Genomic DNA, 23213 nt, shown 5'->3' with positions numbered 1-23213 from the left:
ATCAGGGTTTGTCGCTGCCGACCATCCACATCGCGAAGAACTGCGCGCCGCCCCCGTAGGCGTGCCCGAGTGCCCGCCGGGCGCCGTCCACCTGGTGCTCCCCCGCCATCCCCCTCACCTGGAGCGCCGCCTCGGCGAACCGGATCAGCCCCGAGGCACCGATCGGGTTGCTCGACAGCACCCCACCCGAGGCGTTCCACGGGATGTCGCCGTCCAGGGCGGTGGCCCCTGACTCGGTGAGCTTCCAGCCCTCCCCCTCGGCGGCGAAGCCGAGGTTCTCCAGCCACATCGGCTCGTACCAGGAGAAGGGCACGTACACCTCCGCCACGTCGATCTCCCTGCGCGGGTCGACGATCCCGGCCTGCCGGTAGACGTCGGCCGCGCAGTCCTTGCCACCCTGCGGGTTCACGGTGTCGCGGCCGGCGCGGAAGATCGGCTCGGAGCGGGTCGCCGCACCGAGCACCCAGGCGGGGGTGCTGCCGGTGAGCTTGTCCTGCGCGGCCAGCACCATCGCGCAGGCGCCGTCGGAGGACGGGCAGGTGTCGAGGTAGCGGATCGGCTCCCAGAGCATCGGGGTCGACTCGACCATCTTCCGGTCGATGCCGGGGATCCTCAGGTGGGCGTACGGGTTCTTCAGCGCGTTGCGCCGGTCCTTGACGGCCACGAGGTGGCCGATGTGCTCGGGGGCGCCGGAGCGGCGGATGTACTCGCGGATGTGCGGGGCGAAGTAGCCGCCCGCGCCGACGACGAGCGAGGCGCTGAACGGCAGGTGGGTGGACAGGGCCCAGGTCGCGTTGGACTCTGACTGCTTCTCGAAAGCCACCACCAGCACCCGGTCGTGCACGCCGCCCTGGATGAGCGAGGCGCCGACGAGCGCGGTGGACCCGCCGACCGAGCCCGCCGTGTGGACCCGCATCATCGGCTTTCCCGCGGCGCCCAGCGCGTCGGCGAGGTACGCCTCGGGCATCATCACGCCCTCGAACAGGTCGGGGGCCTTGCCGATGACGACCGCGTCGATGTCCTTCCAGGTCAGGCCCGCGTCCTCCAACGCGCGCAGGGCCGCCTCGCGGACCAGCCCGGCGAGGGAGACGTCGCGTCGCTTGGTCGTGTAGTGGGTCTGGCCGACACCGATGATCGCGCAGGGGTTACCCATGGTCGCTCACGCCTCCATCACGGTGACGAGGTTGTGTTGGAGACAGGGTCCGCTCGTGGCGTGCCCGAGGACGCGGCTCGCGGTGCCGTCCATGATCCGTGCGGCCGCCTCGCCGATCCTGATGAGGCCGGTGGCCATGACCGGGTTCGCGGCGAGGGGGCCGCCGCTCGGGTTGACGCGCGTGCCCTCACCGAGTTCCAGCGCCTCGCGCAGGATGAGCTCCTCGTGGCTGAACTGGACGTGCAGCTCCGCCACGTCGACGTCACCCTTGCCGGCCCCCGCCGCGCGTGCGGCATCGGCGGCGGAGGCCGACCGGGCGAGGTCCCTCATGCCCAGGTAGTGCGGCTCGATGCGGTGGGCGATCCCCGTTATCCACGCGGGCCGCTCGCACAGCTCCCTGGCCAGGTCTCCGGCCGCCAGCACCACCGCGGCGGCGCCGTCGGTGATCGGGGCGACGTCGTACGGCCGCAGCGGCGCGACCTCCGCGTCCTGCCCCGAGGGGTCCGGCAGGTCGAGAGCGTAGGGGTTCGCCCTACCGTCGGCCCGGCTGCGCCGTACGATCTCGTCGAGTTCGGCCCGTTTCGCCCCGGTGGCCGAGGCCTGCAGTGCGGCGAAGGAGACCTGGTCCAGTCCGAGGGGAGCCAGGTAGTACGGGTCCAGCTGGAGTGTCATGATCTCCCGCAGGTCCCCCTGGGAGGACTTGCCGAAGCCGTATACCAGGGCCGAGTCGACGTCGCCGTGCTGGAGTCTGACCCAGGCCTCGTACAGCGCCCAGGCTGCGTCCATCTCGACGTGGCTCTCCGAGATCGGCGGCCAGGCGCCGAGCGCGTCGAGCGCGGAGACGAAGGAGAACGGCGCGCCCGCCAGGTAGTCGCACGACCCCGAGCAGGTGAAGCCGAACCTGCGCAGCCCGGTCGTGGCCCTCACCTCCTCCAGCGGGGGCAGGATGAGCTCGGCCTCGCTCTGTCCCTCGTCGACGGCGCTGTGCCGGGTCTGCGCGAACGCGACGACCGCTATCTCCCGCATCTACAGCTCCACGTCCGGCTCGCCGGTGGGGGCGAACCACTTGATGTTCGACATGGACATCGTCCGCTCCTCCTGCGGCACCCACACGGCCCGCACCCGCATGCCCTGGCGCACCTCGTGGGCCGCGATCCCGCCGACCAGGGCGATCATCGGGATGTCGGTGCCGTCGAGCTGGATGTACGCCGAGACGAACGGCACCTCGGGGGCCCGCGGGTCGGGCAGGTTGTTGATGGCGAAGGTGGTGATCGTGCCGGTGTCCGGGACGACCGCCTCTTCGGTGATCGAGACCCCGCACTCGGGGCAGGAGAGCCGGTAGGGCACGTAGACCTTGTGGCAGGTGCCGCACCGGCAGCCGATGAGGACCCCCTCGGCGACCCCCTCCAGGAAGCGGCGCAGCGCGAGCCCCGGCGTGACCGTGTACTCGGCACGAACCTCGGAGACGATCCTGGTGACCTCGGGGACGAAGCTCTCGATGTCGGTGATGTACCCGGTGCGCTCGGCCCGCCAGCGGGGGCGCACCCGCAGCCCCGGGCGCATCGCCCTGACGTCTCCGGCGTCCACCGCGTGCACCAGCGAGGTGTCGGCGCCGTCCAGCCGGATCAGGGCCCAGGCGAACGGCCGGTCCAGCGGGTGGCCCTTCCTGGGGGTGGTCACCCAGGCCCAGCTCTCCACGGTGCCCGCGGGGCCGACCTCGACGAACTCCTCGGTCACCGCGTCGCCGGTCTCGGGGTCGTACTCCAGCGGCGGCACCAGTGTGCGTCCCGCCGCCGTGCGGACCCCGACGAGCCGCCCGTCGCGCAGTTCGGTGAGGAAGCGCCCGATCACCGGTCCCGTCGTGCGCGTGTACCCGCCGGGGAACTCCAGTACGTGCCGCGCCCGCAGCGGCGCCGGGGTGTCTTCGCTAGATGGCACGTTCACGTCCCTCCCAGTACGGGTCACGCAGCTTGCGTTTGAGGAGCTTGCCGTTGGGCTCGCGGGGCATCTCCGCGACGAAGTCGACGGATCTCGGCCACTTCATCTTCGACAGGCGGCCCCTCAGCGACTCGATGAGCTCGGCGGCGAACTCGGGTGAGGGGGCGACGCCGGGCGCGGGCTCGACCACGGCCTTGATCTGCTCGCCCCACTCCTCGTCGGGGATGCCGAACACGGCCACGTCCGCGACCTTGGGGTGGACCATCAGCTCGTTCTCGATCTCGGCGGGGTAGATGTTCGCCCCGCCGGAGATGATCATGTCGGCCTTGCGGTCGCAGAGGAAGAGGAAGCCGTCCTCGTCCAGGTAGCCGATGTCGCCGACGGTGAAGTGGTCGCGCAGCCGGTTGGCCTCGGTCTTCGCCGGGTCGCCCTTGTACTCGAAGCTGAGGCCCCGCATCTTCATGTAGACGGTTCCGGGTGTCCCCGCCGGTACGGGCTCCAGGTTCTCGTCCACGATGAGCAGCTCGCTGATCGGCCAGGCGGTGCCGACGGTGCCGGGGTGGCTCCTCCAGTCCCGCGGGGTGGCGATGGTGCCGCCGCCCTCGGTGGCCGCGTAGTACTCGTAGACGCAGTCACCCCACCACTCCAGCATCGCCCACTTGACGGGGACCGGGCACGGGGCCGCGGCGTGGATCATCCACCGCAGGGAGGAGAGGTCGTACTTCGACCTCACGTCGGCGGGGAGGGCGAGCAGGCGCTTGAAGTGGGTGGGGACGAGGTGCGAGTTGGTGACGCGGTACCTCGCGCAGAGCCGGAGTGTCTCCTCGGCGTCCCATTTGTCCATGTAGACGAGCGTGTGCCCCATGTGCAGGGCCGTCCCCCCGAACTGGGTGACGGCGGTGTGGTAGTTCGGCGAGGTGACCAGGTGGACGTTCTCCTTGCCGGGGGTGATGCCGAACAGTGTGAGCAGGAACGTCATCAGCTCGGCGCCGTCGTCCGGGTCCATGCCGCTGAGCGGGCGCCGCACTCCCTTGGGCCTGCCGGTGGTGCCGGAGGTGTAGTGCATGGTGGCGCCGGCCGTACGGCCGGCGGGGGTGGTGTCCGGCCGCCCCTCGGTCAGCTCGGAGACGGGCCGCACGCCCTCCACCCGCCCGAACGCGAAGACCCGCTCGGGGGCGATGCCCGACTCGGCGGCACCGCGCAGGCCCTCCCGCGCGTAGCGCTCGTCGACGAAGAAGGCCCGCGCCTCGCTGTCGGCGACGATGTAGCCGATCTCGGGGCCGGTGAGGTGCCAGTTGATCGGCGTGTAGTACCAGCCGGCCTGCAGGGCGGCGAGATAGAGGACGAGCCCGTCGGAGCCGTTGGGCACGAGGCCGCAGATGCCTTCGCCCGCCACCAGGCCGAGCTCCCTCAGGCCGTGGACGAGGCGGTTGGCACGGGCGAGGAGGTCACCGGCGCGATGTTCCGCGCCGTCGGGGTCGACGGCGGCCACCCAGTCGGGGTCCGCCTGCGCCAGTCTCCAGAAACCGAGCGTACCCATCGGACATCCTTTCGCTGGAAAGGCCCCGGCACACCGAAGTGCATCACGTTCTCTTTATCCCGACAAGCCCTGGCGGAACGGGGTATATGGAACAAGAATCTGTTCTTGTACGCATGGGCAGACTAACCTCGGAGGGTGCCCCTAGCAAGCGCTTGACTCAGTACGGGCCTCACCTTTTCAATGCAGGATCGGCCCTCCTCCGAGACGTCTCGCCCGGCGTCGCCGGAACCCCGACCCCATCCCGCGCGGGAGCGAAACGCCCCCGAGCGGCCAGACCGCGCGGAGAGCGACCAGAACCCTCGTTCACCCCGGGCGGCCAGACCGCGCGGGAGCCGATACGCGTCCAGAATTTCCCACCAGGCACCTGGTTGAACCAACGGAGGTCGTCCCGTGGAACTCCTGCCGATCAGCACACCGCACTGCCGGGTCGAGCGTGACGGTCACATCGTGGTCGTCACCATGGACCGGCCAGAGGCGAGGAACGCGCTCTCCACCGACATGCTGGTCGGCCTCGCCGACGCCTGGGCGTACGTCTCCGAGGAGCCCGAGGTCCGCGTCGCCGTCCTCACCGGCGCGCACGGGACGTTCTGCGCGGGCGCCGACCTCAAAGCGATGGGCACCCCTTCGCAGGACGCCCGGGTCAGGGAGCGCGCCACGGCCATCCCCGACTTCCACTGGAAGGGCCTGCTCCGCGACTCCGGCGCGCTGCCGACGAAGCCGATCGTCTGCGCGGTCGAGGGGTACGCCGTGGCCGGGGGCACCGAACTGCTCGTCGGCACCGACATGAGGGTGGTCGCCGAGTCCGCCACCCTCGGCCTGTTCGAGGCCCGCCGCGCCCTCTTCCCCATGGGCGGCTCCGCGATCCGCCTGCCCCGCCAGATCCCGTACGCCTTCGCGATGGACATCCTGCTCACCGGCCGCGCCGTCACCGCGCAAGAGGCGCTGGCCATGGGCCTGGTCAACCGGGTCGTCCCCGACGGCGAGGCACTGAGGACCGCCCTGGAGATCGCCGCCCAGATCGCCGAGTGCGGCCCCCTCGCCGTCCAGGCCATCCTCCGCACCTACCGCGAGACCCTGGGCCTGCCCGAGGCCGAGGCACTGAAGGTCTCCGACGCCATCGGCTGGCCGGTCATCGGCTCCCAGGACGCCAAGGAGGGTTCCCGCGCCTTCCGCGAGAAGCGCCCACCCGCCTACCGAGGCGAATGACCCGGGTTCTGTCCACGCTCCAAGCCCTCGTCCACGCGCGGACCAGCGCGTGCCCCACCTGCCACCGCGATATCCCGGCCCACCCCAGCCAGAACACTTCCTCCCCAAACCAACCTAACGAAGTACTCTGGCCACGTACCGCGAAAATCCGCTCCAATGGGGACGCCTGACAAGAACACCGATGGTCGGCAGCGGTCCTGGAGGTTTTGTGGCATACGACGTGACGGCCGTACGGGCGCACTTTCCCGCGTTGGGCGAGGGCGCGGCGCACTTCGACGGGCCAGGGGGGTCGCAGGTGCCCCAGCCGGTCGCCGAGGCCGTGGCCGGTGCGCTGCGGGCCGCCGTCTCCAACCGGGGGGCCGAGACCGCCGCCGAGCGCCGCGCCGACGGGATCGTGACCGAGGCGCGCCAGGCGATGGCCGACCTGCTCGGCGCCACCCCGGGCGGCATCGTGTTCGGCCGGAGCATGACGCAGCTCACCTACGACATGGCCCGCGCGCTCGCCAAGGAGTGGGGCCCCGGTGACGAGGTCGTGGTCACCACCCTGGACCACGACGCGAACATCCGGCCCTGGGTGCATGCCGCCGAGGCGCGCGGGGTCACGGTGCGCCGGGCCGACTTCGACCCGGAAAGCGGCGAGCTGGACGTCGACACGATCGCCCACCTGCTCGGCGGGCGCACCCGGCTGGTGGCCGTCACGGCCGCGTCGAACCTGCTGGGCAGCCGTCCGGACATCCCGGCGATCGCCGAACGGGTGCACGCGGCCGGGGCGCTGCTCTACGTCGACGGCGTTCACCTGACGCCGCACAGCCTGATCGACGTCGGACGGCTGGGGGCCGACTTCTACGCCTGCTCGCCGTACAAGTTTCTCGGCCCGCACCTGGGCGTGCTCGCCGCCGACCCCGGCCTGCTGGAGAGTGTCCACCCCGACAAGCTGCTCCCCGCCACCGACGCGGTGCCCGAACGCTTCGAGCTGGGCACGCTGCCCTACGAGTTGCTCGCCGGCACGACGGCGGCGGTCGACTTCCTCGCCGGGCTCGTACCGGGTGAGGGGACCAGGCGCGAACGCCTGGAAGGCTCGATGGCCGCGCTGGAGGAGCACGAGAGGGTCCTGCTCGGACGGCTCGACGCGGGTCTGGCCGAGATCGCCGGAGTGACCTTCTACGGCGCGGCGTCGCGCGCCCGCACCCCCACGACGCTGTTCTCCGTCGACCACGTCAGGTCCGCCGACGCCTACCGCTTCCTGGCCGAACGCGGCGTCAACGCCCCCGCGGGCAGCTTCTACGCGCTGGAGTGCTCCCGCCGCCTGGGCCTCGGCGACACCGGCGCCGTCCGAGCCGGAATCGCGCCGTACACCGACGAGTCCGACGTGGACAGGCTCCTCAAGGGTGTCCAGGAGCTGGCCGGGAAGGCGGCACGGCCCGAACCGGCGTGAACGGCACCGCTACGGGCGGAGCCCGGTTCCCGGGCGAACGGCTGGGAGGACGAGGGCGTCGCGGTGCGCTCACGGCCCGGCGGGTGGCCTCGCGCAAAGGGCAGGCCGCCCCGCGCGGAGAGCGGGACGGCCTGCTGAGCGGATGAGGTCAGGAGACGGGTTCGATCCATATGTTGCGGAAACGGGGGTTCTCGCCGGCGTCGCCGTGGTCCTGAAGGCGGATCCCGCCCGACGCCGCGCTCTCCGGGATGTGGTCGCCCGTGCCGCCGTCGACGGCCACGTCGTCGTGCACCACCACGCCGTTCCAGACGACCGTGACCCGCGCGTCGTCGACCTTCACTCCCGCGCTGGTGTACCGGGCCGCGCGGAAGGTGATGTCGTAGGTCTGCCATGTTCCCGAGGCGGTGGCCATGTTGCGGTCGGGCGCGCGCTTGTTGTAGATCGCACCCGCCTCGTTGGCGGCCGGCGTGGTGTCACCGTACGACTCCAGGACCTGGATCTCGTAGCGTTCCTGGAGGAAGACGCCGCTGTTGCCCCGCTGCTGCCCGGTCACGTCCGGCGGGTAGTCCGGCTCGTACCACTCGGCGTGGAGCTTGAAGTCGCCGAACGTCTGCCGGGTACGGATGTCGCCGCCGTAGGACTCCACGGAGCCGTTCGCGATCGGCCAGGTCGCCGCCCCGCCGGCCCGTTTCTCCCACGCCGCCAGACTGGACCCGTCGAACAGCGTGATCCGCTGCGCCTTCGACACGGTGATGTGGTCGAGGTTGACGTTGCCCGTGTCGCCGGAGTCGTACTTGTAGGCGATCGTGTTCGTGCCCCGGTTCAGGTTGAGCGGCTCCGTCTGGACGGCCCAGGCGTCCCAGCCGCCGGTGGCGGCCAGCCGCACCTGCCTGACCTTCTCTCCGTTGACGTACACGCTCACTGACCTGCCGGCGTCGGCCGCGTAGCGGAGCCCCACGTTGTGCGTGCCGGTCGAGTCCGACCACACGGAGAACGACGTGCTCGCGCCCTCGTTCCAGTAGCCGTCGACGAAGCCCTTGTAGGTGTAGCCCTGGTGGTTCTGGTTCGCCTTCGCGCCACCGCTCAGCGAGGCGTTCTCGGCCTCGAACACCCGCTGCGCGGCCACGGTGATGGAGTCCAGGTTGACGTTGCCCACGTCACCGCTGTCGAACCTGTAGGTGATGAGGTTGGCGCCCTTCTTCAACGTGAGCGGTTCGACCTGGGTGGCCCACAGGTCCCAGGTCTCCGTGGTGGGCAGCGGCACCTGCCTGACCTTGGTCCCGTTGACGTACACGCTCAGGGACTTGGTGCCGGGCGCGGGGTGCGGGCCGTTGGAGTAGCGCAGGCCGACGTGGTACGTGCCCTCCCTCGCCGCGTGCACGGCGAACTGCGTGGCCGCTCCCGCGGTCTGGTAGCCGTCGACGAAGCCGCTTCCCGAGTAGCTCAGATGATCGGTGTTCAGCTTCGCGCCGCCGCTGTGCGAGGCGCTCTCCGCCTCGTACACGGTGTCCGTCTCCGGACCGTCGATCATCGAGTTGAGCGTGTACCAGGCCTCGGTGCTCCACAGTGGCTGCCCCGACGCCGAGCTGAACGGGCGCGGCGACCGCAGGTGCACCACGCGCCCCGGCTTGAGGTTCGCGATCTTGAGCGTGACCTTCTTCTTGTTGGAGGACAGGTCCGCGGAGGTGACGGTCAGCGGCTCCTCGTCCACCTTGGGGCCGCCGTAGGTGGAGGACGCGGCGTACCGCCACTGGGTGGCCTGGTATTTGGCCGCCAGCGACGCGACGGTCTCGGCCGACAGCGGCTGGGTGTACTCCAGCTCGAAGCCGCCCGCGATCGCGCGCATCCTCAGGATGTCGAAGGCCTTGCTGTCACCGGGGGTCAGCTTCTGCAGTCCGTAGGTGAGCTTGCCCGTCTGGCCCCAGTTCCCGCCGGCGCCGAGACCTCCGGCGTAGACGGCGCCGTCGGGCCCCAGGCTGATCCGGTTGACCCCGGCCTCAAGGCCCTGGGTGAAGCGGAAGACCGCGCCCTGGTACTCGCCGTTGACCTTCTCCAGGTAGCCGCGCTGGATCCCGCCGTAGGTGACGTCGCCGAACAACATCTGCCCCGCGAACCTGCCCTGCTTCATGAGCAGTGGCGTGCTGGGGGAGTTGGCGATCTCGTTGTGCGGCAGCCAGAGCACGGGCGCGCTCACCGGGTTGTCGTCGAACCGGCCGTCGGGGTTGGTGTAGTGGTTGAAGAACCGGTCCTTCTTGACGTGCACCAGTTTCGAGGCGGGCAGCCAGCCGCCCTGGTTGTCCATGACGAACAGGTCGTCGTTCGGACCCCAGCCGAGCCCGTTGGGCGTGCGCAGGCCCCCGGCGATGTACTCGACCTCACCGGTGGCCTTGTCGACCTTGATGGTCGTGCCCCTGTCCGGCGCCGGCTGCGGGTCGGTGGAGGCGCCACCGTAGTTGATGGCGACGGAGAGATTGATGTGGAAGTGGCCGTCACGGTAGAGCATCCCGAACGCGAACTCGTGGAAGTTGCCGCCGAACGGCCAGGTCGCCACGGTCCTGAGGTTGTCGGCGACCTCGTCGCCGTTGGTGTCGTTCAGCTCCACCAGCCGGGACTTCTCCGACACGTAGAGCTTGCCGTCCACGTACTTGATGCCCATGGGCTCCTGGAGCCCACCGGCGATCTTCTTGGTGGTCACCTGCGCGGGTGAGGTCTTGCCCGTGACGTTGTCGAGCAGGTAGACCTCGCCGAGCCTGGTCTCCGAGCCACCCCACGTGGCGATCGCCAACCGGCCGTCGGGCAGCCAGTCCATCGCGGTCACCTGCGGCTGGAACCCCTCCGGCCGCAGGTCGGTGAGCGTGAAGTCGGGGTGTACCGACTCCAGCGGCAGCCCGTCGCCCGGAGAGTCTGCGCCGCTCTCACACTCCTTGCGCCCGGGGGCGGTGACCCGCACCACGTCCGCGTCCGTGCTCAGCACCGAGTTCGGCACGAGGGCGAACTCCGAGGATCCTGGTGGTTTCCACTCCAGCTTGAGCTGCTGGCCGTACAGGTGATCGAAGTGGTCGACGCGCAACGCGTGGTAGCCGGTGGTCAGGGTGATCGTGCCGTCCACGACGACCGGCCCGTGCCGCCCGTCGTTGGTGATCACGACGGTGTCGTCGATGCGCAACCGAGAGCCGTCGTCGCTGGTGAGCCGGAACTCGTACGTGCCCGCGGTGGCGATGGAGATGTTGCCGATCGCCTCGGTGACGAACATGTCGGTCAGGCCGAAGTCGGCGTCGGAGCTCCAGTCGATCGTGGGCATCAGCTTGTCCACGTTGGGTGTCTGACCGGGCTTGAGCGTGCAGAGCTTGGACAGTTCGACCTGGACGTCGTAGGTGCGCAGGGTGACGCCCGGCGCCTGTGGCGGCACCGCCGCGCGCGCTTGAGCGGGTACGACGAGCCATGAGAGGGCGGTGAGCAGTAAGACGGGTAACAGGGGGGATTTCCGCATAGCCGGTTCCATCTCGGTGGGGGTACCGCGTTCGGCGCGGTGTGGGGGGTGCGGCCTGGGGGTGCGGCACCGCCGATATGACTGATCGGATGGCGGATGCCGGACCTGATTCGTTGTGACAGGAAGGGGTTAAAGCCGCTCTGGCCGTAATCTAAAGCAAGATTTTCTACTTGCCCATATCTTTATGCCGAAAATCAACGAAAGTCGCGCCTGCCAAGACAAAAGCAGGTGATGCCGCGCTCCGGCGTGACCGCGCCACCGGCCGGCCCATCACCCGATCACCCGATCGCCGACCGGGCTTCGGACCCATCCCTCTAGCCCGGGACCGGGCCGCCGAAGAGGCCGCCGATCACGCAGACCTGGACCTCGGCCGACAGGACCTCCATCCGTACCGAGGTGCCGGGGGCGGTGAAGGGAATGTGGATCCTGCCGGTTCCCTGTTCGAGGACGATCTCGACCTCCTGCTCTCCTACCTGCACGTAGGCCGCCGTCCTGGCGGTGGAGCGGTAGTCGAGGCCGAGGACGACCATGCCGCCCTTGTGCGCGAGGGGGATCGAGATCGTGCCGCCCAGCTGGGGGAAGCAGCCGCCGGGGGCGGCGACGTAGGGACCGGTGAGGCGGGCCGGGACGAGGCTGCGCCCGGTGGGGTCGAGCACGAGCGGGGCGGCGGCGGGCCGGGGGTTGCGCATGAGGGCGGCGAGTTCGGGCGGGGCGAGCGGGCTGAGGGTGAGGTGGCTGAGCCCTTCGTCCCCGTACCCGAAGCCGAACTGGTCGTAGGGCGTCCGCTGGGGGTAGACGTCACTACCCGGCGGGGCGGAGGCGAGCGTGGCCCGCACCGAGGCGAGGTAGGAGCGGATCTCGGCCCGCCCCGGCTCCGTCCCCATCACGTATCTGTGCGCGGAGTAGACGGAGAAGACGGCGACTGTGGCCGCCAGCAGCGCGCAGCCGAACCCGGCGGCGCGGGCCGGGATCCGCCAGCGGTACGGGCGCGCCTCGCCCAGCAGCGGGAGCATCGCCAGCCCCAGACAGAGGGCGATCACCGGGGTCACGTCCGCGAGGTAACGGGCCTCCTCGCCCAGGGCGCGGTCCAGGGAGCGTCCGGCCAGGATCGGCACCATGAGGAGGGGCGGATAGAGGCAGAGGATCAGCCACGCCTTCCACGCTCCCCGCCTGAGGAGCAGGGTGACGGCGACGACCAGCGCGATGAGCAGCCAGGCCGCGCCGACCATCGCCTGCGGCGGCACCGCGTAGAACTTGTACCACCAGGGCCCGGGGCCCCCGGCCGCGAGCACCGGGAGGGTGACGCCCAGCATCCGCGCCATGGCCCGGCCGGCCACCTCGGACGAGGGCGCCCCGATCTCCTGGCCGTGCAGGCGGTCGAGCTGCAGGAGGAACAGGATCGAGTAGGCGCCCGCCATGACCGCGTACCCGCCGAACACCGTCGCCAGGGAGCGCAGGCGCTCACGGACGGGGAAGTACAGGACGGTGACCAGGACGAGCAGCAGGGGAATGGCGAAGACGGCCTTGAGGTGGAAGGAGCCGAGCCCGAACAGGAACCACAGTCCGGTCACGACCGCGTCCACGCCGCGCCCGGAGCGCAGGAACGTCACGTGGGAGGCGACCGCCATCGCGATGGCGATCTGCAGCGGCAGGGCCTGGACCGCCGCCGCCCACCAGTAGAAGGCGGGCAGGGCGAGCGGCGTGAACAGGTAGAGGGACAGGGGTACCAGGATCATCCAGCGGGCACCGAACAGCACGCGCAGCATGCGGTACACGGCGAGCGAGGCGGCGAGCTGGAAGAGCAGCAGCGCCGCCGCGGTCACCGTCCAGTCGTACGCGCCGAGCGAGGTGACGACCGTGTTGGCGATCATCCCGACCGGCATCACGTGCGCGGAGTAGACGCCGAAGAGGTAGTCGAGCCCGAAAGGTTCGGCCGCGGCCCTGCCCACCATGTTGAGGTCGTCGCCGAAGAAGCCGCCCCTGTGCAGGATCACGGCCCGCCAGGCGAGCTGGGCCACGATGAGGACGAGTGCGGCGCCGAGCACCCGCCGACCCCCGGGAAAGGACCGCGAAGGTCCTGTCGGGGGATCGGTGACACGGTCGGTGACCTGCGGGGACGCCATCATTCTCCAAACTCATCGGCTCTGATGAGTTCTTAGCCCATTCCTTCGGACATGAGCTACCTACTCACCGGTAATGCGACCCAATCGTTCCATTGCCTCGACGTACTGCTCGATCATGCCGAACACGACGTCCCTGGTGGACCTGACCTGGTTCATCGCGCCGATGATCTGCCCGGCCGGGAAGGTCGCCAGCTCGGTCGCGTCGGAACGGCCGATCCTGCGGAGCGCGTCGGAGATCAGCATGAACTGCAGCGGCATGGGGAGCGTGCCGGGCGACTCCTGGGACTCCCAGGCGTCGGTCCACTCGTTCCTGAGCAGCCGGGCGGGCTTGCCGGTCCACGACCGCGAGCGCACGGTGTCGCGCGAGGTCGCCCCCAGGATGCGGCGCTTGACCACCTCGGAGGTGTCGGCCTCCTCCACGGCGAGCCAGATCGATCCCGTCCACACGCCCTCGGCGCCGAGCGCGAGCCCGGCCGCCATCTGGCGGCCGTCGCCGATGCCGCCCGCGGCCAGTACGGGGACGTCGACGGCGTCCACGACCTGCGGGATGAGGACCATCGTGGAGATCTCCCCGGTGTGCCCGCCCGCCTCGGTGCCCTGGGCGACGACGATGTCCACCCCGACCTCGACCTGCTTGATCGCGTGCCGTGGGGTGGAGGCGAGCGCGGCGACCTTCACCCCCTTGGCGTGTGCCTGGTCGACCACGTCGGCGGGGGGCGGGCCCAGCGCGTTGGCGAGCAGTGCGATCGGGTGCCGCAGGGCCACCTCGACCTGCGGGCGTGCGGTGGCGTCGGTCCAGCCGAGCAGCACCTTCCCCGCGTCCGCGTCGGCCGAGAGCGGCGGCACGCCGTGGGAGGCGAGCAGGCCGTCGACGAAGTCCCTGTGGCCCTGGGGGATCATCCCCTGGAGCCGTCCCACGAGGTCCTCGGGCGAGTCGACGCCGAGGTCGGAGCCCGCGTACGAGGCGGGCATGACCACGTCGACGCCGTACGGTTTGCCGTCGACGTGGTCGTCGATCCACTTGAGCTCCATTTCGAGCTCCTCGGGGGTGAAGTAGAGGGCGCCGAGCACGCCCATCCCCCCCGCGCGACTGACCTCGGCGACGACGTCACGGCAGTGGCTGAACGCGAAGATCGGAAATTCAATCCCGAGCATGTCGGTAACACGTGTCCGCATGGTGCGACTGTACGACCGCGTCAAACTAACTGCAACGCGTTCTAGTAGAGAACCTTTCTTTCGACCGAAAACCTAAGCTACTCGCGAGTAATGAAGTGGGGAAAACGATGGAACGTGTTCCAGTGGCGCGTCCGGGGAACGGTGATTCACGAGGTTCGCGGCGAACGGAAAGGGAGGCCGCGGGCACGTGCCCACAGCCTCCCTCCACACGTTCTCCGTCGAGGGCCCGGCGCCCCCGGTCTCTCACATGTCCCCGCGGCGCCTCACGAGCACGGCGCCGGTGACGACCAGGGCGAGGCCGATCAGCAGGAGCACCAGCGGGATCATGGTCCTGAGCAGCATGATGCTGTTCCTGCCGTCGAACGCGTTCTTGACCAGGTCGTCCACGGTGTTCTGGGTCATCTTCACGTCGGCGACGAAGGCGAGCGAGCGCTCGACGCCGTCCTGGGTCTTGAGCACGTCGTGGCGCTGCTGTTCCTGCCGCACCGGCGAGCCGGTGGCCGGCTCGATCCAGAAGGTGTTGACGCCGTCATAGACGCGATCCGCCTTCACGTCGCCAGGATCGTCCATGCCGAGGATGGAGGCCGGGACGGTGACGGTGTCGATCTTGGTCGGCGGGACGGTCTGCTCGAACCGGTATACCAGCAGCCCTCCGACCTGCTCCTCACCGACGAACTTGGCGTCGAACGCCTTGCCGGTGGTCGCGTTGAACACGCTGTACGTCTTCTTCTCGACGTCGAAGGGCCACTTGTAGATCTGCCCCTGGAGCTGCACGGGGGTCTTGTCGATGTTGACGTTGCAGCAGTTCACGCCCTCGCCCGTGTACTTGTTGAACGCGCTGCGACGCTCACTGAACGAGATGAGGGGGTTCTGGTTGGTGACGTCGTTGACCGCCATGGCCTCCTCCCAGACGACCCGGTCGCCTTCGGCCGCGGTAACGTCCCCCCTGGTGGTGACGGTAATGTCGAGGTCGCCCTTCATCACCTTCAGGTCCCCGGGGCTGAAGTACTGGGCGTCGAGGGCCTCCAGCTTGCTGATGCCGTACTGGTCGGCGGGGGCGGCGATGAGACCGGTCGCCACCTGGAACCGCACGAGCGGCGCGAGAACGATGAGAAACGCGCCGAGTCCGATGAATATCAAACCGATGACGCGACGCATCGCTCCTCCTGGGGCCGCCCGCTACACATGTATCCCGCTCGCCCTATAACAAGTTCCATTTCGCGATATGTTAGTGCTGGCAAACATCTACAGTCACCAGGGATGCCAAAAAGTGACCGAAACAGGTTCTATGCCGGTTCACCAGGGGTCGACCGGCAGGGACGTGCGGGATCTTCCGGCGGTCGGCGGGCATCTCGACGCGATGGACGGCGTCCGCGCGGTCGCCTCCTTCGGTGTTCTTCTCTACCACGTGGCGAGCACGACGGGCGCCTCCCTCAGGGAGGGGTTCCTCCCCGCCCTGCTCTCCAGGGGCGACATCGGGGTGCCGATCTTCTTCCTGCTGTCGGGCTTCCTCCTCTACCGGCCCTGGGCCGGGGAGGTCGTGCGGGGTGAGGCGCCCCCCGGCGCCGGCGGCTACCTGTGGAAGCGCGCGCTGCGCATCCTGCCCGCGTACTGGCTCGTGGTCGCCGTCGCGCTGCCGCTGTGGTCGTGGCCTCAGGCGGCCGACCCGGTCAACTGGCTGCCCTTCCTGCTGCTGGTGCAGAACTACGTGCCGGAGCCGTGGTGGGCCGGCGCGAGCCCGCCGGGGCTCGGGCAGATGTGGAGCCTCTCGGTCGAGATGACCTTCTATCTCGCCCTCCCGCTCCTCGCCGTCGCGCTGCGCGCCCTCGCGCGGCGCGGCGCGGACCCTGTGGCCAGGGCCAAGCTGCTGCTCACCGGCATCTGCGCGCTCGCCCTGGTCTCCCCCCTCTGGGCGATCTTCAGCCACGTCCCGGCGCACCGCCCCGAACTCGGGCTCTGGCTCCCCCGGTCGATGCTCTACTTCGCGGCGGGCATGGCTCTCGCCGTCGTCTCGTTCTGGGCGCATGCCGAGACCGACCCGGACGCCCCGGTGCGGCGGCTCACCAGGGGGGTGCGCGAGTCGTGGGTGACCTGCTGGATCATCGCCGCCCTCGTCTACGCCGTCGCGGCCAGCCCCATCGCGGGAGGCCGCCTCTTCGAGATCCAGGACCTGTGGACGGACATCTTCGAGATGACCCTCTACACGGTCTTCGTCCTCGCCCTGCTCTCTCCCGTGGCCCTGCAGACCCCCGAGCCCTCGCCGCTGCGCTCGCTGCTCGGCAACCGGGTGATGCGCTATCTCGGCCGCATCTCCTACGGCGTCTTCCTGTGGCAGTTCGTGGTGATCGTGGGCTGGTACGAGCTGACCGGGCAGGAGACCTTCGGCGGCGATCTGCTCACGACGCTGGTGGTGTGCACCGCGTTCACCGTACTGCTCGCCGACCTCAGCCATCGGCTGGTCGAGGCTCCGGCGCTGCGGCTCCGGAGCCGAGGCCGGGGTCGGGGGCGGCGCCGCCGCCACTGACCCCGGCACCGCCTCTGACCCCGCCACCGTCGTCGAGGCCGTCCGCACCACCCGCGACGCCCTCATCGCCCGCGCCTCCGCTCCCGGCAGCGGGATCACCGGAGGTGGGAGCGGGAGCGACGGAGGCGGCGGAGGCGGCGGAGGCGCGACTCTGCAGGCGCAGGCCCGCGACCAGCAGCAGCACGCCGAGTACGGCGCACGACAGCGGGATCACCCGGTTGACGAGTGTCGCCCAGCGAAGGAACTGCCGCGCCTCCCCCGCGTTCCACCGCTCGTCCCCGGTGCTGGTGCGCATGTCGGCGGCGAGCGCGACCAGCCGTCCCCCACCGTCGTCGGTGCGCAGGGTCTTGACCAGGTTCTCCCTGACCCCGATCACCATCCCGCTCTCCGGTTCCACCCAGAAGGTACGGGTCCCATCGAGGTAGGCGTTGACGGGGAACGTCTTCCTGCCGCCCAGCCCGAGAACCGTCCCCGGCAGTTCCATCGCCTGCTGGACGAGCCGCTCGTTGACCAGACGCTGCGCGTAGCGGTTGACCCGGACGCCGTACAGGGTCTCGATCCCCTCGAAGCGGGCGGCCACCGGGCGCCGGACGAGCGGGTCGTAGACCTGGTAGGCGACCGGCCCGGCTCCGAAGGGCCAGCGGAACACCAGCCCGCGCGGGGCGGGATTGCCGTTCTCGTCGACGTAGTTCTCGCAGCAGTTGACCGCCTGCCCCGTACGGCGGTCGAACGCGACCCGCCGCTCGTGGTAGTCGATGCGCTGCCCGTCGCGGGTGGCGAGGGAGACGAACTCCGTCCACACGGCAACGTCCGGCGTGGACCTGACCGTGTCCCCGTATCTGGCCACGGCCGTCTCCAGCGGGACGCCCCGGTGCGTGCGCAGGGTGGCGGCGTCGAAGTAGGAACCGGACTCGGTGGTCAGCTTGGTGATCCGGTCCTGCTCCGCGGGCAGTACCAGGCCGCTGGGATAGATGTAGAGGTGCACCAGCGCGGCCAGCGTGATCAGGAAGGCGCCGGCGACCAGGACCAGCACACCGCGCAGTCTCCGGTCGATCATCGTCGCTCCGTGGGTTGGAGGGGACCGTCCTTCTCCCACGCCCGCAGCCAACGGCGGGGCGACCTCGACACGCGCGCCGCGGCGAACAACAGGCCCACGGCGACCAGGGAGAGATACTGCGCTCCCACCGCCCCCGTCTCCTCGCCGTAGCCGAGCGCGAGACCGGCCGCGCCGAGCGCCGCCACCACCGGGAACGGCGTGAGCAGCACCCGGCCGATCCTGTACAGCCGGCCGCCCGCGCTGTGCTCGGCCCCCGCGATACCCCGCAGCCACAGGGCGAGCACCGCCACCAGACCGGTCAGGGCGGCACCGGCCCAACCCTCGGCCACCAGGCCCAGCACGAGGGCCGGCGGCCACAGCCAGGCCGCCCGCAGCACCGCGGGCGACGACGCGGGAAGCCCGCGGAGCGGGCGGCGGGGGCGGACCAGGGCGAGCGCGACGACCAGCGCGACCAGCACCCATCCCACGATCAGCGACATCCGATACAGGCCGTCGGGGGCGTACGTCATCACGACGGTCCCGCTCCCGGGGGGCAGCAGCCACGCCTGCCGCCACCCGTCCAGCCTCGCCGGTTCCAGCACGCGTCCGTCGAACGACGCCTGCCAGCCCCTGTTGAAGTTCTCACCGAGCGCCAGGTAGGAGGGCTCCGCCGTGGAGACCCTCACCCGGCGCTCCCCCGCCTCCCAGCTCTCGACGGTCGCGGGCCGCAGGATCACCTCCGGCGCCGCGGCGTTCCCGGCGTTCCCTGCGTTCCCGGTGCTCTCGGTGCTCTCGGTGCTCTCGGTGCTCTCGATGGTCCCGGCGCCGCTTCCGTTCGGGCTCTTCGGGCTCTCTGCGGCGTCCTTGGCGTCGTTCGCGGCACCGTCGCCGTTCCCCTCGCTCCTCGTGTCGGCGGCGCGCAGGACCATCGAGTCCACCCGGAAGCCCTGGAGCGCGGCGGCGCGCACCCGCAGCGTGCCGTCCCGCGTCTCCACCGCCTCGCAGGCCCGGTAGCCGACCGGACGGCCGTTGAACAGATCGCCCAGGGTCCCGCTGTGGATCTCGGTGGGCGTCGCGACCCCGTTCACGGTGAGCGTCGGACCGAACCCGCAGGGCATCCTCACCGGCTGCGTGTCCGGGGTGGGCAGCGGCGCGACCCCCGGGATCGCCACCCCGAGCACCTCCATCCGCCAGGAGCCGAGGGCGGCGAAGGTGAGTTTCACCCGGCTCGCCCTCATCGGCGCGAAGCGGATCCACCCGTCCTTCGAGGCCCAGGCGTACCGGACGCCGTCGTCGGTCGTGACGGTGACCCGGACCGGCGGAGCGCCCAGCCTGGTGTCGGGGAAGTCGACGCGCAGCCGGGACAGGTTCACCTTCCTGCCCAGTTCGAAGGAGAGCGAGGGCTCCAGGTCCTTGTCCCCGGCGTACCAGATGGTCCTGCGGTCGTCGTCGAAGGCCGCGTAGGCGCCGGTGGCCGGGATGTCGCTCGCGGTGGAGGAGGCGCTGGCGCGGGGGAAGCTCCCTTCCGGCATCAGCACGGTCTCGGCCACCCGCCGGTCGGTGAGCACGGCCCTGCCCTCCAGCGTCTGCCTTCCCTCGGCGACGGGGACCAACCTGTCGAAGGCGTAACCGTCCTCGCCCACGAAGCGCAGCCTGTCCGCGCAGGTCCAGGCGTAGGAGCCGAGCATGCAGCCGGGGGCGGTGTCCGTCCGGCTGGTCACGACCGTCTGCCCCGGCGACGCGGGGTCGGCCGAGGAGGCGGACGAGGAGACGGGGGGCACCACGAGCGTGCGTTCCGGGCGGACCCCGGGAATGGACAGCTCGGTGATGCCGACCCGGGGGTTGGGGTCACGCAGGACGCGGGTGACCCGGATCCGGATCCGGGACGTCTCGCCCTGCGGAACGTTCAGACGCTCCCACAGCGAGGTGAGGCCGAGCCGGGTGCGCACCCTGCCGGTGTCGGTCTCGACCATGACCTCGGAGACCGTCACCGTCTCCTCCGAGCGTTCGAAGACCGCCTGGATGAAGGGCACCGAGGTCGGTTTGGCGAGCTGTACCTCCAGCCACTGCTCGGTGGCCGGCTTCCAGCCGGTGGAGCGCCAGCCGGTGCGCAGGTCGAAGTCCACCGCCGCGTACGGCTGCTGCCCGCTGTCGCGGGTTCCCGGGGTCGCCCCGAGCCTGGACTGCGAGGAGGAGGCGGTCACTCCCTTGATCCCGATGAAGGCTGCGACGGTGGTGGGATCGGACCAGCCGGGGTCGGTGAGGTCGTAGGCGGGCCCGTAACCCTCGTAGGGCTCGTCAGGCGTCAGCGTCTCGCCGTACGGCCTGCGCAGGTCGCTCACCACCAGCTCGCGCCGCCGCATGGTGTCGGTGAGCACCGTGTCGGCGGCGGGGATCGCGTCCGCTCCGGGGTCGTCGCCGAGGATCACCGGCCGGTCGTCTTCGAGGACCCCCTCCTCGGCCATGGTGAGCAGCGCCTCGGGACCGCCGGAGACCCGCAGCGGCCGCTGCGCCGCGACCGTGCCGACGACGGGACGCGCCCCGGTGACCTCGTAGATCTCCAGGGACGCGTACGGCTGGTCGAGCCAGCTCGCGCCGGTCTGGGAGTCCTCGAAGCCGACCGTGGGCCCGAAGCCACGCACCCGGCTCAGGCCGGGAGAGCGGTCCAGCGCCTCGTGTACGCGGGCGGGCCACGCGTCACCGAAGGCGACCCTGTCGAGGTCGTTGCGGATCAGCAGGTAGCGCACCCCCATCCGGCGCAGCGTCCGGGTGAGCCCTTCCGATCCCTGCCCGTTGGCGAAGCGGTCGTCGATCGCCTTGACGAGCCGGTTGGAGCCGGCCGTACCCCACGGCACGATCGTGTTGCTCACCCAGCGGGCCTTCTTCAGCAGCGGCTGGAACGGCTCGTCGAGCGGGCGCCCCCAGGTGTACTCGCCTCGCCGGGCTCCGGGCAGGACCAGCACGGTGCCCTCCTCGGCCCGGTCGTCCAGCCAGGAGGCCGCCTGCCGCCAGTGCTCGGGGACGTCGGCGAAGGCGCCGCTCGGGGCGATGCCCGCGGTGGCGACGGGGACGAGGGTGAGGCCGACCAGCCCGGCCCCCACCACCGCGGCGGGGAGGCGGACGGCGGGCCTGCGCGCTCCCACGTAGGAGACGAACGCGGCGAGTCCGAGCACCAGCGGCAGCCGTACGAGCGCGTTGAACTTGTGCAGGTTGCGGAACGGCGCGAGCGGGCCGTCCAGCAGCGCCCTGAGGGGGTCGGCGAGCGGCCCGGCGTGGCCCGCGACGAGGACGGCGACGCCCACGAGCGCGGTCAGGATCAGGAAGGTCCGCTCGGGCGTGCGCGCGAGGGTGAGCCCGGCCAGTCCCAGCCCGGCGACGAGCGCGGTGACCAGCACGAGCCAGGGCACGGTGGCGTGCTCGTAGGCGGCGGGCAGGAAGGGGCGCCCGTCCACCGGCAGGAAGGCGACCCAGCTGTTCATGCCGCGCAGCACGTTGGTGAGCGAGCCCACGACCGTGGTCGTCCACGCGTTCTCGGTGAAGGGCATGAAGGAGAAGACGTAGCGGCCGAGCATCACCAGGGGGACGAGCCACCAGAACGACACGGCGGCGATCGCGGCGAGCCACCAGGCGATGAGCCGCCGCTTGCGCGGGCCGCGCGCCCGGGTGAGCAGGTAGATCATCGGTACGACGAGCACGGCCAGTTCGGCGGCGGCGTTGATGCCGCCCGCGAACAGGAACACGAGCGCCGACAGGCAGGCGGCCCCGCGTGGGCTCGTCTCCCCCTGCGCGCCCCTGACGAGGAAGAGCAGCACCCAGGGCAGGACGGCGCTGGGGGCGAACTCCACGGAGTTGAAGCCCATGAGCGCCTGCGCGTGCGGGGCGAGCGCGTAGGCGAGACCGGCCAGCACCCCGGCGAGCTGCCCGCCGATCCGCAGCGCCCTGGCCACCTGGGCGACGCCGACGAAGGCGACGCACAGGATCAGCGTCACCCAGAGCCGCTGCACCACCCACGGGGGCATGCCCGCGTTGATCAGCAGGGTGTAGAAGGGCCCCATCGGGAAGATGTAGCCGTACGCCTGGTTCTGCAGGTGTCCCAGATAATCCTGGTCCCACATGCTCAGCGCCTGGGAGAGGAAGCCGATCGGGTTGATCGGCATGTCCAGCTTCGTCTCGGCGATGAGCATGCCCGGCGCCATGTGGAAGGCGACGGCGGCGAGGAAGAGGCACCCGGCGAGCAGCCTGAGCCTGCGGCGAAGCCCGGTGTCGGAGGCTCCGAACTCGGAGGGAGGTGCGGAAAGGCGGGTGATCCACGCCTCGGGGATCACCGTCACTTATGGCGGATCGGTCTCACCCGCGGCGAGACAGAGATCGGATACATGAAGGTGGCGGCCGTTTTTAGATAGTTCTGTGGTGATTAGTCCGGTCATCGTAGCGCCCGTTCTCCCCCAGGTGAATTCGGCCGCCCAGAGCCTGCACGCCTGCTGGATCTCCTCGCGCCTGGCCGGGTCCGACAGTTCCCGCAGCGCGCGGTCCACCACGTCGGCGAGCGCCTCACCATCCCCGACCAGCCAGCCCGTGACACCGTCACGCACCGAGTCGCGCAGTCCCGCGACGTCGTAGGCGACAGTCGGGACGCCGAGCGCGGCGGCCTCGATCACGGTCAGCCCCCAGCCCTCGAACTCCGAGGCGGTGACGTTGACCCGTGCCGCCCCCAGGATCGCATTCTTGGCGGCCTCGGGCAGGAAGCCGTGCAGGTGGATCCGGTCCTCAAGGCCGCGGCGGGCGGCGTGTGCCGTGAGCCGCTCCTGCTCGCAGCCACGCCCGATGACGTGCACGTGGATGCCCGGCCACGCCTCTTCGAGGTCTCCCACGAGGTCCACCACCCGTTCGACGCGCTTGTGGCCCACGAGCCTGCCGAGGTAGACCACCGAGGGGTCCCCCGTCACGCCCTCGCCGCTCGCGACCAGGCGCGCCACCGGGCTGCCGTTCGGGATGATCTGGATCGGCGCGAGCCAGCCGAGCCGCTCGCGCAACTCCTTCCTGGAGGACTCGGAGACCGTGACGGTCGCGCGGCGCCGGTAGACCAGCCGGGCGACCGGCCCCTCGATGAAGCAGCCGATACGGGCCAGCCAGCGCGGGAAGAAGGCGTAGAACTGGCGGTCGTGCACGTGGTGCACCAGGGAGATGACGACCGTGCGCCGTCCGGTGACCAGGGGGGCGAAGAAGGGGATGCCGTTCATGCAGTCGATGACGACGTCGAAGCGCCGGCGCCGCAGCAGCATCCAGAGCGGGACCAGCAGATAGACCAGGAACGGGTTGCCCATCCGCCGCAGCGCGATGCCGTCGCGCGCCTCGGCCGAGGACTGCCCCGCCTCCCTGGAGGTGACGAAGGTGACCGACGCCCCCTGCCCCACCAGGTGGCGGCTCACCTGCCAGGCGTACTCCTCGGCGCCCCCCGCCACCGACTGCAGCGGCTCGCGGAAGTTCAGGACGGCGACGCGCACCCCGCGCAGCAACGGCCGCTGCCGCGCCGTCGCGGCCACCAGGCCCGCGGGGGACGGGCCCGACGCCCGGCGGGTCGCCCTGGCGCCC

Annotated in this window: 14 protein-coding genes; 3 read left to right on the top strand and 11 right to left on the bottom strand. The window is 70.6% G+C overall.

All coding sequences use genetic code 11. The features are described from left to right. Position 1 precedes the first annotated feature (1 nt). From ABZ664_RS06910 to ABZ664_RS06895, 4 genes are read right to left on the bottom strand one after another with little or no spacing between them, the layout of a single operon-like run. Positions 2-1153, bottom strand: a complete 1152-nt coding sequence (locus tag ABZ664_RS06910; protein ID WP_362504158.1) for a thiolase domain-containing protein — start codon at positions 1151-1153, stop codon at positions 2-4. A 6-nt stretch (positions 1154-1159) separates the two neighbouring features. Beyond that, on the bottom strand, positions 1160-2179 hold the full coding sequence (locus ABZ664_RS06905; protein WP_362504156.1) for a thiolase domain-containing protein: 1020 nt from the start codon (positions 2177-2179) through the stop codon (positions 1160-1162). Continuing rightward, on the bottom strand, positions 2180-3091 hold the full coding sequence (locus ABZ664_RS06900; protein ID WP_362504153.1) for an OB-fold domain-containing protein: 912 nt from the start codon (positions 3089-3091) through the stop codon (positions 2180-2182). After that, positions 3081-4631 carry an acyl-CoA synthetase gene (locus ABZ664_RS06895; protein ID WP_362504150.1) on the bottom strand — a complete coding sequence of 517 codons (1551 nt, stop codon included), beginning with the start codon at positions 4629-4631 and terminating at the stop codon, positions 3081-3083. The genes ABZ664_RS06900 and ABZ664_RS06895 overlap by 11 nt, the downstream gene beginning before the upstream one ends. A gap of 390 nt (positions 4632-5021) precedes the next feature. Here ABZ664_RS06895 and ABZ664_RS06890 point away from each other — a divergent pair, with 390 nt between their 5' ends. Continuing rightward, a complete protein-coding gene (locus tag ABZ664_RS06890; protein ID WP_362504147.1) occupies positions 5022-5837 on the top strand; it encodes a crotonase/enoyl-CoA hydratase family protein in 816 nt (271 codons plus the stop codon). Between the two features lie 208 nt (positions 5838-6045). Continuing rightward, positions 6046-7272: a cysteine desulfurase-like protein gene (locus tag ABZ664_RS06885; RefSeq protein WP_362504144.1), complete on the top strand. Its 1227-nt coding sequence runs from the start codon at positions 6046-6048 to the stop codon at positions 7270-7272. A gap of 148 nt (positions 7273-7420) precedes the next feature. On the opposite strand, the gene ABZ664_RS06880 is transcribed toward ABZ664_RS06885, so the two are convergent. The 4 genes from ABZ664_RS06880 to ABZ664_RS06865 form a co-directional block, all read right to left on the bottom strand. Further along, complete coding sequence (locus ABZ664_RS06880; protein WP_362504141.1) at positions 7421-10762, bottom strand: family 16 glycoside hydrolase; 3342 nt, start codon at positions 10760-10762, stop codon at positions 7421-7423. Positions 10763-11076: 314 nt separating this feature from the next. Next, entirely contained in the window at positions 11077-12807 is a 1731-nt protein-coding gene (locus ABZ664_RS06875) for a hypothetical protein (RefSeq protein WP_362504138.1), read from the bottom strand. A 138-nt stretch (positions 12808-12945) separates the two neighbouring features. Beyond that, the gene (locus ABZ664_RS06870; RefSeq protein WP_362504135.1) at positions 12946-14061 is read right to left on the bottom strand and encodes a nitronate monooxygenase family protein; all 1116 of its coding nucleotides are present in this window, start codon (positions 14059-14061) and stop codon (positions 12946-12948) included. A gap of 243 nt (positions 14062-14304) precedes the next feature. Then, positions 14305-15219: a DUF3068 domain-containing protein gene (locus ABZ664_RS06865; protein ID WP_362504132.1), complete on the bottom strand. Its 915-nt coding sequence runs from the start codon at positions 15217-15219 to the stop codon at positions 14305-14307. A gap of 112 nt (positions 15220-15331) precedes the next feature. Here ABZ664_RS06865 and ABZ664_RS06860 point away from each other — a divergent pair, with 112 nt between their 5' ends. Beyond that, positions 15332-16585, top strand: a complete 1254-nt coding sequence (locus ABZ664_RS06860; RefSeq protein ID WP_362504129.1) for an acyltransferase — start codon at positions 15332-15334, stop codon at positions 16583-16585. Here ABZ664_RS06860 and ABZ664_RS06855 read toward each other — a convergent pair. Genes ABZ664_RS06855 through ABZ664_RS06845 form a run of 3 tightly spaced genes read right to left on the bottom strand, consistent with a single transcriptional unit; the run spans position 16506 to position 23167 of the window. Beyond that, positions 16506-17642: a DUF3068 domain-containing protein gene (locus ABZ664_RS06855; protein WP_362504126.1), complete on the bottom strand. Its 1137-nt coding sequence runs from the start codon at positions 17640-17642 to the stop codon at positions 16506-16508. The genes ABZ664_RS06860 and ABZ664_RS06855 overlap by 80 nt on opposite strands. Further along, positions 17639-21952, bottom strand: coding sequence for an alpha-(1->3)-arabinofuranosyltransferase family protein (locus ABZ664_RS06850; RefSeq protein WP_362504123.1), 4314 nt, complete (start codon positions 21950-21952; stop codon positions 17639-17641). Before ABZ664_RS06850 ends, ABZ664_RS06855 begins: the two co-directional genes overlap by 4 nt. Beyond that, positions 21953-23167 (bottom strand): glycosyltransferase family 4 protein, encoded by a 1215-nt coding sequence (locus ABZ664_RS06845; RefSeq protein WP_362505099.1) that lies wholly within the window; start codon positions 23165-23167, stop codon positions 21953-21955. Positions 23168-23213 lie beyond the last annotated feature (46 nt).

Source organism: Streptosporangium sp. NPDC006930 (assembly GCF_040635605.1).
Taxonomy (GTDB): Bacteria; Actinomycetota; Actinomycetes; order Streptosporangiales; family Streptosporangiaceae; genus Streptosporangium.
The sequence above is the reverse complement of the archived record's forward strand: the minus strand, read 5'-3'. Positions and strand labels throughout refer to the sequence as shown.